Source organism: Methylomonas sp. ZR1 (genome assembly GCF_013141865.1).
Lineage (GTDB): Bacteria > Pseudomonadota > Gammaproteobacteria > Methylococcales > Methylomonadaceae > Methylomonas.
Window position 1 is genome coordinate 2,376,101 of sequence record NZ_RCST01000001.1, and the last position, 14,438, is coordinate 2,390,538.

At 51.4% G+C, this 14,438-nt stretch carries 11 protein-coding genes; 4 read left to right on the top strand and 7 right to left on the bottom strand.

Annotation, left to right across the window (positions count from 1 at the left end; translation table 11 throughout):
• Positions 1-23 precede the first annotated feature (23 nt).
• Positions 24-3,287 (bottom strand): EAL domain-containing protein, encoded by a 3,264-nt coding sequence (locus DDY07_RS10720; RefSeq protein WP_171695879.1) that lies wholly within the window; start codon positions 3,285-3,287, stop codon positions 24-26.
• A 314-nt stretch (positions 3,288-3,601) separates the two neighbouring features.
• Between DDY07_RS10720 and DDY07_RS10725 the strand changes: the two genes are divergently transcribed.
• On the top strand, positions 3,602-4,147 hold the full coding sequence (locus DDY07_RS10725) for a peroxiredoxin (RefSeq protein WP_171695880.1): 546 nt from the start codon (positions 3,602-3,604) through the stop codon (positions 4,145-4,147).
• A 58-nt stretch (positions 4,148-4,205) separates the two neighbouring features.
• Here DDY07_RS10725 and corA read toward each other — a convergent pair whose 3' ends face one another.
• Positions 4,206-5,195 carry a magnesium/cobalt transporter CorA gene (corA, locus tag DDY07_RS10730; protein ID WP_205450697.1) on the bottom strand — a complete coding sequence of 330 codons (990 nt, stop codon included), beginning with the start codon at positions 5,193-5,195 and terminating at the stop codon, positions 4,206-4,208.
• 193 nt (positions 5,196-5,388) lie between these two features.
• Here corA and DDY07_RS10735 point away from each other — a divergent pair, with 193 nt between their 5' ends.
• The gene (locus tag DDY07_RS10735) at positions 5,389-8,100 is read left to right on the top strand and encodes a cation-transporting P-type ATPase (protein ID WP_171695881.1); all 2,712 of its coding nucleotides are present in this window, start codon (positions 5,389-5,391) and stop codon (positions 8,098-8,100) included.
• Between the two features lie 118 nt (positions 8,101-8,218).
• Here DDY07_RS10735 and DDY07_RS10740 read toward each other — a convergent pair whose 3' ends face one another.
• Together DDY07_RS10740 and DDY07_RS10745 are read right to left on the bottom strand one after the other, a co-directional pair.
• Positions 8,219-9,016: a flagellin gene (locus tag DDY07_RS10740; protein WP_171695882.1), complete on the bottom strand. Its 798-nt coding sequence runs from the start codon at positions 9,014-9,016 to the stop codon at positions 8,219-8,221.
• Positions 9,017-9,078: 62 nt separating this feature from the next.
• Positions 9,079-9,468 carry a hypothetical protein gene (locus DDY07_RS10745; protein ID WP_171695883.1) on the bottom strand — a complete coding sequence of 130 codons (390 nt, stop codon included), beginning with the start codon at positions 9,466-9,468 and terminating at the stop codon, positions 9,079-9,081.
• A gap of 316 nt (positions 9,469-9,784) precedes the next feature.
• On the opposite strand from DDY07_RS10745, the gene DDY07_RS10750 reads away from it, so the two are divergent.
• Positions 9,785-10,075: a hypothetical protein gene (locus DDY07_RS10750; protein WP_171695884.1), complete on the top strand. Its 291-nt coding sequence runs from the start codon at positions 9,785-9,787 to the stop codon at positions 10,073-10,075.
• A 150-nt stretch (positions 10,076-10,225) separates the two neighbouring features.
• Here the strand turns inward: DDY07_RS10750 and DDY07_RS10755 are convergent, their stop codons facing one another.
• The gene (locus tag DDY07_RS10755) at positions 10,226-11,191 is read right to left on the bottom strand and encodes a VacJ family lipoprotein (protein ID WP_171695885.1); all 966 of its coding nucleotides are present in this window, start codon (positions 11,189-11,191) and stop codon (positions 10,226-10,228) included.
• Between the two features lie 233 nt (positions 11,192-11,424).
• On the opposite strand from DDY07_RS10755, the gene DDY07_RS10760 reads away from it, so the two are divergent.
• Positions 11,425-13,206, top strand: a complete 1,782-nt coding sequence (locus tag DDY07_RS10760) for a GspE/PulE family protein (RefSeq protein ID WP_171695886.1) — start codon at positions 11,425-11,427, stop codon at positions 13,204-13,206.
• 151 nt (positions 13,207-13,357) lie between these two features.
• On the opposite strand, the gene DDY07_RS10765 is transcribed toward DDY07_RS10760, so the two are convergent.
• Both DDY07_RS10765 and DDY07_RS10770 read right to left on the bottom strand, forming a co-directional pair.
• Positions 13,358-13,513 (bottom strand): hypothetical protein, encoded by a 156-nt coding sequence (locus tag DDY07_RS10765; protein ID WP_165786410.1) that lies wholly within the window; start codon positions 13,511-13,513, stop codon positions 13,358-13,360.
• A gap of 204 nt (positions 13,514-13,717) precedes the next feature.
• The gene (locus tag DDY07_RS10770; protein WP_171695887.1) at positions 13,718-14,434 is read right to left on the bottom strand and encodes a YebC/PmpR family DNA-binding transcriptional regulator; all 717 of its coding nucleotides are present in this window, start codon (positions 14,432-14,434) and stop codon (positions 13,718-13,720) included.
• Between the last annotated feature and the right edge of the window lie 4 nt (positions 14,435-14,438).

Sequence of the window (14,438 nt, forward strand, 5' to 3'; positions counted from 1 at the left end):
CCTTTCGTCAATTTATGCGCTGCTCAAAACGCATGAGTGGCATCAATGACGGTTTGCCGCAAAAACAACTCAAATTGGTCACTGGGCATCGGCTTAGCGAATAAATAGCCTTGAATTTCCTGACAGCCCTGTTCGCGCAAAAACTCCCGCTGTTCAACCGTTTCCACACCTTCGGCTATGGTCCGCAAACCCAGGCTGGCGGCCAAACTAATCACCGCATTGACAATGGCTTTATCTTCCGAATCAGTACTGATGTCGCGGACAAAAGATTGGTCAATCTTTAATTTGTATACTTTAAATTTCTTCAGATAACTCAACGACGAATAACCGGTACCAAAGTCGTCGATAGACATGCGTATCCCGCGATCATGCAGATTATTCATCACCGCTATAGCCGCTTCTGGATTCTGCATCGACACGCCTTCGGTCAATTCCAATTCTAAATATTCGGGCGGCAAGCCCTCCTCTTCCAAAATACGCGACACCATCTCCGGTAAGGCCGGATGGCTAAATTGAGCAGCCGAGAGATTGACCGCCATGATCAAAGGCCCCAACCCCTGATCAAAGCAGGTTTTCGCTTGTCGCACCGCCGTTTGCAATACCCACTCGCCGATAGGCAAAATCAGTCCGCTATCTTCCGCCACGGGGATGAATTCGGCCGGCGAAACCATGCCAAACTCGGGATGCCGCCAACGCAACAAAGCTTCTGCACCGATCACGCGCCCGCTATGAATATCCGCCTGCGGTTGATAATAAACATGCAGTTGTTGACGGTCCAAGGCATGGGATAAGGCATTAACCAGTTGTAAATTGCGCTGGGCGCGGGCTTGCATTTCCGGTGTAAAAAAGCGGTAACCGTGCCGGCCATCGGTTTTGACTCGGTACATGGCCACATCAGCGCTTTTGGACAGACTTTCCAGGTCCTCGCCGTCGTTAGGATACAAGGCTATGCCAATCGATGCGCTCATCGTCAAATCGAATTCCTCAATCCGGTAAGGTTCGGCTATCGCATCAAGAAGCTTCTGCGCGACATTCGCCGCCCCGCCGGCATCGGTGCCCGGCAACAAGAAAATAAATTCGTCGCCGCCCAAACGGGTCACGGTATCTTCTTCGCGTAACACGGCACAAAGCCGATTGGCTAACTCCACCAATAGCGCATCGCCGACGCTATGCCCCAAGGTATCGTTAATATTTTTGAAATGATCGAGATCAAGAAACATCAGAGCTAAGTGGCCGTTACTCCGTTTGGCCAAACTCAATGCATATTTCAAATGATCGTCCAATTGACTGCGATTCGGCAAGCCGGTGAGCGAATCGTAATTGGCCAAGTAATAAATGTGCTCCTCCGCCTGCTTACGTTCGATAGCTAAGGCGACGAAATGCGCGACCATTTCCAGCAAGCGCAATTCATGTTTGCTGGGAACGGCAGGGTGACGATGATAAATCGCAAAGGTACCCAGCACTTTTTTACCGGCGGAGAGTACCGGCTCCGACCAGCATGCCGCCAAACCCGCCCGTTCTGCCAGCGGCAAAAAAGGCTGCCAAAAGGGATGCTCGGCCAGATTTTCCGCAATCGTTCTTTGCCCGGTGTACGCTGTATTGCCGCACGACCCCGCCCCGGCACCAATTTTTAGCCCATCGATCGCCTGATTGTAGAAATCCGGAAGACTAGGTGCCGCGCCTAGCCGTAAACATTGCTCATCATCCACGAGCAAAATCGAACAAACGCTACCAGCCAACATAATTTCCAGTTCGGTAACCGCATCATGCAAAATATCCGTCAACTGCAGGTTACCGTTGAGCCGTTCCAGCATAAACACCCGCAAACTTTCCATCTGCTGTGCTTGCTGGCGCTCGGCCTCACGCTCGAAGCCACCGATGGCATGATCGATGTCCATGGCCATTTCCAACAGCAGATTGCGCGCGGCATCGTCAAACACATTGATTTGATCGCCGTACAGCATAAACGCCCCAGCCGGCTTGCCGTTTCGATGCAAGGGTAAGGCCGCGGAAGCCTGCCAATCGAATTTTGCCCCACGCGCATGCCAGGCTATGGTGGCAGGGTCGTGTTGAAAATCCTGACACCAATATGGCTTGTCCTCTCTGACTGCGGTACCGGTTGGTCCGCACCCGGTCGGCAGGTTCTCGTCTATTGATATTTCAATGCCATCCAGATACTCGATGCCGATGCCATAACAGGCAACCGGTTTGATAGTTTGGCTGTTTTGGTCAAGCATGCCGATCCAGGCCATTTTCATGCCGCCAAATATCACGGCGTCGCGGCAAATTTGCGGGAATAATTCGGCTTCGCTGGTACAGCGAACGATGGCTTGGTTACATTGACTTAGCGCGGCATACAATTGGGTCAATCGCAGATTTCTTGCCTCGGCAGTGCGGCGCGCGGCTTCAACGCTTGCCAAACTTGCCCGCGTTTCCGCCAGCCAGCCCAACACGCTGTTGCGCATGCCCTTGCTTACCGGAATATCGGCGGAAAAATCGCCGCTACCCAAACGCACGATCTGATCGTGCAATTCATCGACCGAGGCTCCCAATATTGCGTGTAAAGTCCGATACGCCCGCCAAAGCGTCAATAACAACATAACCCCGAAAACCACAAACACCACCCGCAACCAAAAGGCAATACGCGCTCTGGCAACCACACTCTGTTGCGTGCGCAGGTCTATCAATTCGAAGGCGTCGATGATCGATTGCATGACTTTCGCTTTTGCTCGATGGTAAGTCGCATCGTGCAGCATTAGATTGGCTTGATGCCATTTGCCGTCGGGCATTCCCTGATTCGAATCAACCATGTCCATCGCCGTGCGCTCTATTTGGATAAGTGCAGCGGAATCGGCCGTGGCTTCGGCCATTTTCGCCAGTTCCTGCTCGGAAAACCCGGCTTGCCGCATCAACTCCAGCAAGGCAACCGGCTGAGTGCTTGATTGCGGCGCCGGATGAGCATTCGCGATCACCAAGTCCCAATACATGTCGTGATAATTTTCGGGCCTGGGCAGTTTGCCGTCGCGAATGTCGATAATCTCTTGAAAATAGTGTTTATAAACCGGATCGCCGGTCGCGACATAACTGCGCGCCACATGCGAGAGATCGTTGGACGATTGCCTAAATTCATCGGCCAGCAAGTGTGACGCAAAGCGGATTTCGTTGGCGCGATCAATTTGCTTCTCGGCGCGCACGTAAACCGCGAATGCAATCACGAAAATCACAAACATGGCCAGATTCAGCCACAAAATTCGAGAAAACCGGGAAAAGTAATACGGTCGCGTCATTTTGCTTATTCCGTTATTCAACTCCAAAATAGACACCAGCCTGCCAAAAACTTAAAACCAACCGGCCGAAAACCACGAGTAATATAAGTGAGATATAAGGTGAACCATAACACTAAAGTTTTCCGGCTTTCGGTGCGGACGCCCGAACCATGGGGCTTATCTGTTGAAAATGGATGTCGGGCCTATCCAAACGAATCACTGCGATTACCTATTAACCATTGTGTAAGCGACTTTTTGCGGCATACTGGCGATTATAATTAAACACAAAAACATTCGGTATTTCACCGTCGTAAGCCCCTTAAGGGAGATCATGCATGCAAAAATCCACTCTTACATTCAGGCTCTTGGTCTTCATGCTGTTCGCCTTACCAACGTTTGCGATGACAGCAAACGCGGCTCCGCTGCAAGTTGGCCAATCGGCACCGATATTTCAACTGCAAGCGCATGCTGGCGACCCAGTAAGTTTAGCCGCTCGGCGCGGGAAAGGTTGGACGGTCTTATATTTTTATCCCAAAGCCGGTACGCCGGGATGCACTGCGCAAGCTTGTGCTTTCCGCGACGCCATCGAACTGATCCGCAAACAAAATGCCGAGGTATACGGGATCAGTACGGATGAGGTCCAGGACCTGCTGGCATTTCATCAGCAACACAAACTGACCTTCACATTATTGTCTGACGCGGACGCCAAAGTCAGCGAAACCTACGGCGTAAAAATGCCCATATTGAACATGGCCAAACGCTGGACCTTTATCGTCGATCCCGACTTAACCATACGCCGTATCGATGACGATGTAGACCCGGCCCTGGATGCCAAACGAGTTGCGGAAACGCTGAAGCAATTGCAGGCGAGCGGGAACTGATACAAAGCCAAGCGTATAAATATTCACCCAACCGGGCAACTCTTAGCGGGTTTGTAGCTCACAACCATCCGGCCCGCTTCAAACGCCAATACAAGGCCAAGCTGCACACTGCCACGCTGCCCACTACCAAGGGATAGCTATAGGGCCAATCCAATTCCGGCATATGTCGGAAGTTCATGCCGTACCAACTGAATACCATAGTCGGTATCGCTAAAATCGCCCCCCAACCGGCCAGGCGTTTGACCACTTCGTTTTGCCGCACGGTTTCGAAAGTCAGATGGACCTGCATCGCCGCCAGCAACATCTCGCGCATGCCGTGGATAGCCTGATCAACGCGCTTGATGTGATCGGCGATGTCGCGGAAATATACTCTGACATCCTTATGTATCAGGCCAACATGAAAGCGCATCAACTCGTTGCAAATGTCGATAACCGGATTAATCGCCCCTTCCAAAAGCAATAATTCGCGCTTTAGCTCGTATAAGTCTTCCATGGTTTGCCGGCTGGGCCGGTATTGAAATATCGCGGATTCCAGCACATCGAAGCGGTCTTGCAAGCCGGCAATTGCCACCATGTAATTATCGACGATGAAATCCATAATCGAATACAAGGCAAAGCCCGGCCCCTTGCTGAGTTGGTGCGGCATGGCCTGACAACGCTCACGCACCTTGCTCAAACTTTGCGACGCGCCGTGGCGCACGGTGACCACAAAGCGCGGCCCCATAAAAATGTGCGTTTCGCCGAATTCCACTTTTTTCTCGATCAATTCCGCCGTGTGCAACACGATAAACAAAGAATCGCCGTATTCCTCGATCTTCGGCCGCTGGTGCGCAGCACAAGCGTCTTCAATCGCCAGATCGTGCAAACCAAACTCCTGCTGAATTTTTCTCAATATCTCGGCATTCGCCTCGCGTAGACCCAACCAGATAAAGGTATCGTCTTTCAGCAACACTTCGCTGATGTCTTCGATGGTAACGTCACCGATGCCCAGGCCTTTTTGATAGGCCACGCAGCGCATCACCATGTTTTTATCGATAGTTTCGCTCAAAAATATCTCCGTCTTGCTGGCTAGCTGTCGTTTAACATCAAGTTGGCAGATTATAGCCTTCTACTTGAGTTAGCCGCTCAATCCCCCCCCATACCTCATCGCGAACCTAAGCAATTTCAGAAAAATTAAGTCATCGCCGAGTACATTCAATAGGTTTACACTGAGATTCTAGGCGTTTTGTTCGATTGCTATCATGAAAATTCACCATCTAAGCCCCGAAGAAGCTCAGGACAGTTTAGGCTCCAGCATGGACGGCTTGGCCGATGCCGCCATTGAAGGCCGTTTACATGAATTTGGCTTCAACCGTATCGAGGAATCGAAAAAGACCTCGGCGTTGCTACTGTTTGCCCAAGAGTTTCTGCACTTTTTTGCCTTAATTTTATGGTTGGCAGCCGGCTTGGCGTTTTTCGCGGAATCCCGGCAACCCGGTGAAGGCATGGTCACTTTGGGCTATGCGGTGCTGGGCGTCATAGCGATCAACGGCTGTTTCTCATTCTGGCAACGGCATCAAGCCGAGCAGGCGATTGCCGCATTACAAAAGCTGCTGCCGCATCAAGTCAAAGTCATTCGCGACGGCGAGCTGAGTTTGGTATTTGCCGACGAACTGGTGCCGGGCGACCTGCTGGTATTGCAGGAAGGCGATAACGTGCCGGCCGATTGCCGGCTGCTGGAAGCATTTAATTTGCGGGTAAACAACGCCACCATCACCGGCGAGTCACTCCCCAAGGGCCGCGATGCGCAAGTGTCGGATGTCGAGGACATCAGCCAAAGCCGCAACATTCTATTGGCCGGTACCTCGGTGGTGGCCGGCGAAGGCAAGGCTCTGGTGTTTGCCACCGGCATGCATACCGAGTTCGGCAAGATTGCCCACACCCTGAAAACCACGGTCAAAGGCCAATCGCCGCTGCAATTGCAAATCCGCCGCCTCAGCCGTTTTGTGGCTTTGCTGGCCCTGCTGTTGGGCGTGGTGTTTTTCTTTATCGGGCAAATCATCGGCCTGACCTTTTGGGAAAATTTCATGTTCGCAATCGGCATCATCGTCGCCAACGTGCCGGAAGGTCTGCTGCCCACCGTGACGCTGTCGCTGGCGATGGCTACGCAGCGCATGGCCAAGCGTAATGCCTTGATCCGTAACCTGCCCTCGGTGGAAACCCTGGGCTCGACCACGGTAATCTGTACCGACAAAACCGGTACGCTGACTCAAAACCGCATGGCGGTTAAGCAGCTGTTTCTGGACAATCAATATTGGCAACCCGAGCAATTGGGCAGCGATAGCCTGCAACATCACACCGCCTTTTTAGCCAACGCGGCTTTGTGCCATAGCCTGAAACACGTGGAAGGCAAAGGTTTGCTGGGCGATCCGATGGAAGTGGCACTGGTGTCCATGGCACATGAACAAGGCATGCGCATCGATTACCCGAAAATCGGCGAAGTGCCCTTCGATACCGACCGCAAACGCCTGTCGACTATTCACAATACACCACAAGGCAAAATGTTGTTTTGCAAAGGTGCGCTGGAAATGGTGCTGCCGCTGTGCCGGCACATTGTGATGCACGGTAACGTAGAACCTCTCGGTGACGCTGGTCGTCAACAGCTGGTAAACGCTCTAAAAACCCTGGCAGACCAAGGATTGCGCGTGCTGGCGTTTGCCTATCGCCCCCTATCGGACCCATTCGAAGCCGAGCCGGAACAAGCTTTGATCTTCAGCGGCCTGGTGGGTTTGGAAGATCCGCCGCGGCCGGAAGTCGCGGATGCCATCGCGCAATGCCATATCGCCGGCATTAAAGTCATCATGATCACCGGCGACCATCCGCATACCGCGGTGGCGATTGCCCGGCAGATCAAGCTGATCAAATCGGATAATCCCAAAGTGATTACCGGCGACAAATTAAAAAAACTCACGAGCAGCCAGTTGCAAGTGGCGTTGGATGCCCCGGAAATCATTTTTGCCAGGGTTGGTGCCGACCAGAAAATGCTGATCGTGGATGCCTTGCAGCGCAAGAAACATGTGGTCGCGGTGACAGGCGATGGAGTCAACGATGCACCAGCCTTAAAGAAAGCCGACATCGGCATCGCCATGGGCAAGGCCGGTACCGATGTCGCCAAGGAAGCGGCGGACATGATTTTGCTGGACGACAACTTTGCCAGCATCGTGGCCGCCATTGAGGAAGGCCGCGCGGTGTTCGACAATATCCGCAAATTCCTGACCTATATCCTCAGCTCCAACATCCCGGAACTGATCCCTTATCTGGCCTTTGTGTTGTGCAAAATTCCGCTGCCATTGACCATCATCCAGATTTTGGCGGTTGACTTGGGCACCGACATGCTGCCGGCTTTGGGCTTGGGCGTGGAAAAACCGGATGCATCCGCCATGAACAAACCGCCGCGCTCTTACAAGGAAACGCTGATCGACTGGCGCTTGCTGGCCAGGGCTTACGGCTTCCTAGGTCTGCTGGAAGCACTCGCGGCAATGGCTGCATTCTTTTTTGTGTTGCATCGCGGCGGCTGGGATTATGGCGAGATATTGTCCAACCATCACCCGCTCTACCTGCAAGCCACTACCGCCTGCCTGACCGCAATCATCATGATGCAGATCGCGAATGTGTTTATTTGCAAACAGCGGCAACGCGGCCTGTTAGCCACATCGTTCTTGGACAATAAACTGATCCTGTCCGGCATTGCTTTGGAAATTGCGTTGATTCTGACTATTGTCTACACACCGTGGGGCAACGCGCTGTTCGGCACCGCGCCGATAGACATCAAAGTTTGGCTGTTTACCTTGCCGTTTGCGCTCGGTATGCTGCTGCTGGAAGAATTCAGAAAATGGTTGGTGCGGCGCTTCGGGCTTTTTCCTGTCCTGGTAAAACCGCTGAAACTGCGTAAGCGCTTACTGAGTCGCCACTAAGCAATCACGCCCACTAGGTTCCGCCTAAGCAGCGGCAGCGCGCCGATAAAACAGCGGAAAAGCGATAGGCGATTGCGGACAATCAAAACCTGACGTGTAGATGCAGGTCACACGGCGTTCAGATTCCGGTTAACAACGCCGATGCGGCTTTTTGATTGTCTTGATATAGCTTGAGCGCGTAGCTAGCCACCTGGTTTTGCAACTTTCCCTTGTTCAAGTCAGCAGCCGTTTGCGCATAGTCAGTGTCTTGAATACGGCTGCGGGTTTCGGCCAGATTCTGATAGCTGCTGCTCAGATTCGCCAGATTTGAATTTAAGCCTGCAGCAGTACTTGCCAAGTTACTCTGCTGATTCCCGACATTTTTAATCGCACTGTCTATGCTATCCAGCGCATTGGACGCATTTGTAGCGCTCGATACATCCAATCCCGACACACCCAGGGCTGTGCTGGATACATTACTTAGGCTTAAGCCAAGGGTATCTCCGGGATTGGGGCCGATTTGCAATTGACCGGAAAAACTGCCGTCCAACAGTTTTTGATCGTTGAACTGGGTGTTGCCGGCGATACCATCAATGCTTTTACCCAAGCCGTTGATCTCGTCCTGAAGGCTTTGTCGATCAGCGGCCGACAGAGAGCCGCTTCCGGCTTGCACCGTCAGTTCACGAATGCGTTGTAGGTTGTCGGTTACCTGAGTTAATGCGCTACTGGCTGTATCCGTAAGCGACAGACCCTTGCCGATATTGCCGATTGCTTGGTTTTGCCCTCCCAAGCGACTACTTATGGCATCGGCAATTGCCAACCCGGCAGGGTTGTCGGCGGCCGAATTGATCCGCTTCGCGGAGCTAAGGCGCTGGATGCTGGTTTGGATCAGACTTTGGGATTTGTCCAGGTTGTTAGTATTGATTGACGACAACATGATGTCACCTCGCTTACTGTTTTTTGACGACCTCTTGCTTATCTACCTGAACGGTAATCAGGCTAAGCAACGATGTCTATTGAACTCCCCACTGCTTTATTGTAATCAGCCGCAGAAGTTGTGGTTATACCCGCCAAGGTTTGCGAATAGGTAGACGGTCTTACCTCGGCGTTCTGAATAGTCTTAGTTAACTGCGCGCCTGCATCTTGAAAAGCGTTGGACAGATTCAGTCTTAAGTGCGCGGCGTCAGAGTCCACCTTGGCCTTACTGGCTTGGGAATCGAGCGCCTGGGCTTTGGCTGCATATTGGTCGGCTTGGGCTTGAACGGCATCCGCCTGTTTTCTCAAGGCTTGCGCCATTTGCTCGGCTTGGTCGGCATTTCTTTTGGCCGTCAGCGCGCTCAACTGTTGAAAGCCGGATTGATTAACACTGGAAACAGTTAGGGAAGACATAGCGTTCTAAACTCCCTGAATACACCGTAGGCTGGCGGCAGATTTCGGAATGAACATGCAGTTTCACTCCAATAGGACACCGTATTACTCCAGGTTAAGAGGAATGTCAAACACCAATTTCGGATATTGCCGGCACTCAGCGCAGCAAAGAAACCTCAGCCCGATAACGCCAACGAATGCCGACAATCTTCGCCAGCATTCGCTGCCCACTCCCGCTGACAAGCAGCTCGAAACTGACTAAAATGCAGCCGATTTTTCTGCTGAGCCGCCGGGAAACCCGGTTGCGATTAGTCCACCAACTACGCCCGCAATCCACATGAACCACGAAGTTATTGCCACTAGGGTAGAACATATCGCCATGGCGACAGGCATCATTGCCGGGCTATCGGCTGTCGCGGCGACAATAGCCACGCCAACCGGCCTAAGCGCTTTCGGCGTCTGGTTGGGGCTGGTCGATGAACCTTTGATAGTAACCGTCGCACCTATTCTGGATAAATTAGCCACGGTATGCGGCACCATTTCCGGCATGACCTACTTTTATGCTGTCAGGAAAAAGCGGCAAACCGCTAAGCACTCTGTATCCGATCATTCCGCACCATCCGATTAGATCAAATTCGCTCACACACCAAACCTCTGGATTGCCCCGAGGCGTTGCTTAGTACATCGTGGAAAAAAGGCCCTCTCCAATATGTTACTAAACAGTCAAAACAGCCTACTCTGGATAAAGCCGCATAGTGGGCCTTATCCAGGTCTTTACTCACCTTCTACGTCTGTGCTTACTCAGTTTATCGAGCTTGTTTGAAGCTTCTTCAAACGATTGCAGCATGTTGTCGAAGGCGTTGGTATCGGCAGTAGCGCCGACGGCAGGCTGAGTGGAGGGTGAACCACTCTGTTCAGTCTTGTTGGTGGTGTCTAGCGATGGCTTGAGTACTTCCGAGCTGCTGGGTTTGGGTTCAGACGCAGCGTCAGCGGTGGGATCAATATCGAGATCATAGTTCGCGCTGTCGCTTTTTCCGTCGTTGACCAAATTGCGCCGATATTGCAGGAAGGATTCCCGAGTAAACACATAAGGGTCTAAAGCAGCCTCATTGATAAAGTTCAACGCCCCTTCGGCATTTGCACGATCATTAATCCCCTCGAGAATACCGGTACCCGGCACGTAGGTACCTGGGTTGGCGGCTCTATCGAGGATGCCCGCGCCGCCATCGCGAATAGTGGTGGGCCCAAAAACCGGCAACACCAAATACGCACCTTGCCCGACTCCCCACACAGCCAAAGTTTGCCCAAAATCTTCAACGTTGTTTTTTAAACCGACTTCGCTGGCGACGTCTATTAATCCACCCACGCCGATGGTGGTATTGGTTAAAAAGCGTCCGGCGTCCGAAGCGCTCTGTTGGAATTTACCCTGAAGGACATCGTTGAGCACCACGTTAATACCCTTCAAGTTGGTGAAGAAATTATTGACGCCAGTTTCCATGAAATCAGGTGTAATAAATTTATAACCATCAGAAACCGGCTTAAAAAAATATTTGTCCAGTGTCATATTAAAACCGTACATGGACCGGTTAAATCCCTCGTACGGATCAGCATGGCCCGCTTCACTAACGGAAAGCTCGTCACGCTTTTCCGTACTCGCGCATCCGGGCAGTAGCAGTGCACTGGTCAATAAACACACTTCTATCAAAAGTGCCCGGTTCTTGCCTGGATGCAATTGGGTAAACATCGCTTAAAAATCCTGAAAGTAGTTTGTTTCTGGAAGCTTTAATTGTAGGGTTAAGACTTAAACCACTCCATATTAAAGAATCGATTCGCTATTATAGCTCTTGTCGTCGTCTCACATTGCCTTTTTGCAGTGTTCCATGCTCTGCCTGAAAATTCCACCGCCAAGCTTTAAATCTACACAGCGTCCTGCATATTTGGCTAGACTAAACCTTTATATCATAGCAAACCAGGCGTATGCGGGAAGAACACAAATCCGAAGACAGAAAGCTGGACATCAACCAGATCGTAAAGTGGCTGGAAGAAGACGGCATGTTATCCGCCAAGGATGTCGAAAAGTGCCGGCAATACGCAGCCGCCAAAATCAATCTCAACAAGCATCCGTTAAAGGTCTTAGCAGAGTGCGAACTCGCCGACCAAAGCCAGCTCGGCACGCCGTTGACGCAAGAAGACTTGACCCAATGGCTGGCGAAAAAGCTGGCTATGCCTTATTACTATTTCGACCCGCTAAAGATCGACGTACCTACGGTCACTGCCTTGTTCAGCAAGGCTTACGCCGGCAATTATAATATTTTGCCGATCAAGATCGACGCCGATGAAATCGTGGTAGCCACCGCCGAACCCTTCATCCGTGCCTGGCAACTCGACCTGGCGAAGATGCACCACGGCAAGATTCGCTGCGTGTTTGCCAATCCGGACGAGATCAAACGCTATCTGGACGAGTTTTATACCTTTTCCAAATCGCTGAAAGGCGCGCAAACCCACAATGATGGCCGCACCGCAGAAGGCCAGAACTTCGAACAGTTGGTCGAGCTGAGTAAAAGCGCCGATTTGGACGTGAACAATCAGCATGTGGTGAATTTGGTCAACTGGTTGCTGCAATATGCCTTCGACCAGCGCGCCAGCGATATTCACATCGAGCCGCGCCGTCAGCAAGGCAATGTGCGATTCAGGATCGACGGTATTCTGCACAAGGTTTATCAACTTCCGATGCCGATTATGAATGCGGTCTTAAGCCGCTTGAAGATTCTAGGCCGGATGAATATCGCCGAGAAACGCCTGCCGCAAGACGGCCGGATCAAGACCCAAAATAGCAACGGCAAAGAGATAGAACTAAGGCTTTCCACCATGCCGACTGCGTTTGGCGAGAAGCTGGTGATGCGAATTTTCGACCCGGAAGTGCTGCTGCGCGATTACGAGCAGTTGGGCTTTAATAAACAGGAGCTGGGGATTTGGAACCGGATGACCAGCCAGACCCACGGCATTATTCTGGTGACAGGCCCGACTGGCTCCGGCAAAACCACTACCTTATATTCCACGCTGAAGCGCTTGGCCACCTCGGAAATCAATCTATGCACCGTGGAAGACCCCATCGAGCAAATAGAGCCGGCTTTCAATCAAATGCAGACTCAGGCCAATATCGGCTTGGATTTCGCCAGTGGGATTCGCACCCTACTTCGGCAAGATCCCGACATTATTATGGTCGGGGAGATTCGCGATTTGGAGACCGCGGAAATGGCCGTGCAAGCTTCGCTGACCGGACATTTAGTGATTTCCACCCTCCATACCAATAGCGCACCGGCTGCGGTGACACGTTTGTTAAATCTTGGCTTGCCAGGCTATCTGATTCAGCAAACCATTTTGGGGGTAATGGCGCAACGCTTGATAAGGGTGCTATGTGGGCAATGCAAAACCGCGACAACCGTAGACCAAGCTCAGTGGCAGGCATTGGTGGCGCCGTTTAAAGTCGCTACCCCTAAACACATTTATAAAGCTGTTGGTTGCAAGACCTGCCGCAATACCGGCTTTGCCGGCCGTATCGGCATCTACGAAATTTTCGAAAACCAGCCGACCCTGCAAAAATTGATTGTGGAAGGCTGCGACACACTGTTGCTGCAACGCCAAGCGATCAGAGAAGGTATGCGCCCGTTGCGACTAAGTGGCGCGGAAAAAGTTGCCGCCGGCATTACCACCATTGAGGAAGTGTTGCGGGTGGCGCCGGAGCGGATAGATTTTTAAATCTGTCGACCAAATGCAAATTTATTGATCGCCTAGATTAGGATAAAGCCGAGAAGAGACAGCAGACTCCGGAAAAACCCGGCCTAAGCCGATGCCTTATTTCCCTGCTAAAACGATATAGGCCAATATAACCGCCCTATAGTAAGCCAGCTTAATCCTGGCGCTTTTTCCGATTTGCGTTGATGTTGCTCGCAACAGTCGTTGAAGCAAATAGTGCCGATGAAAGAATAAATTCGCCTGACATAAAACCGATCACGCCGGTGATAAAAGCCAAACCGTTCAAAATATCTTTTTGTAAGTCATTCATTTTTGTTACTCCGTAATAAACACGCTTACACTATAAGATAGATATAATTTATCAACAATATCCTCTAATACATATTGTTTGTTTTACGAAAAGAAACAATAGCCAGGTTATCCTGCTAAAACAAGCAATGGCAATGCACTTTAGTGGATCAGGAACGCTGAGGTTCCTGAATGCAATATCTCAAATTACTGAACGGTTTTGCCTTTAATACTCGGCATCATGGAAAACGTTTTGCACGTCATCCAGGTCGTTCAACATATCCAAAAACTTTTCGAACATCACTACATCGTCGCCGCTGATAGGGGTAACACTTCTAGGCATAAACTGAATTTCATCCACTTCAAAATCGATCTCGCCCAACAAATCCGTTAAGGCCTGCTTGGCTTTCGCATAGTCGGCATGGGGGGTAAACACGGTCAACTTGCCGTCCTCGTTTTCGATGTCGGACACATCCACATCCGCACTGAGCAAGGCTTCCAGTACAGCATCCTCGTCGTTGTGTTTAAACGCCAGAATTGCCGAATGATCGAACATATGGCTGACAGCACCTTGCGTACCGATCTTGCATTTGGTTTTGGTAAAACACAGCCGTACATCGCCAAACGTGCGATTGGGATTATCGGTCAAGCAATCGACAATCACCATACAACCGCCAGGTCCAAAGCCTTCATAGCGGGCAGGCGCAAAATCTTCTCCGCCGCCGCCCTTGGCTTTATCGATAGCTTTTTCGATGACATGCGTAGGCACTTGGTCTTTTTTGGCTCTATCGATCAAACCCCGCAAAGTCAAGTTGCCGGATGGATCGATACCGCCGGATTTGGCGGCCATATAGATCTCCCGACCATATTTGCTGTAAACCTTGGCCTTGGCGTCAGCCGTCTTGGCCATGGACACTTTACGGTTTTGATACGCTCTACCCATTCGA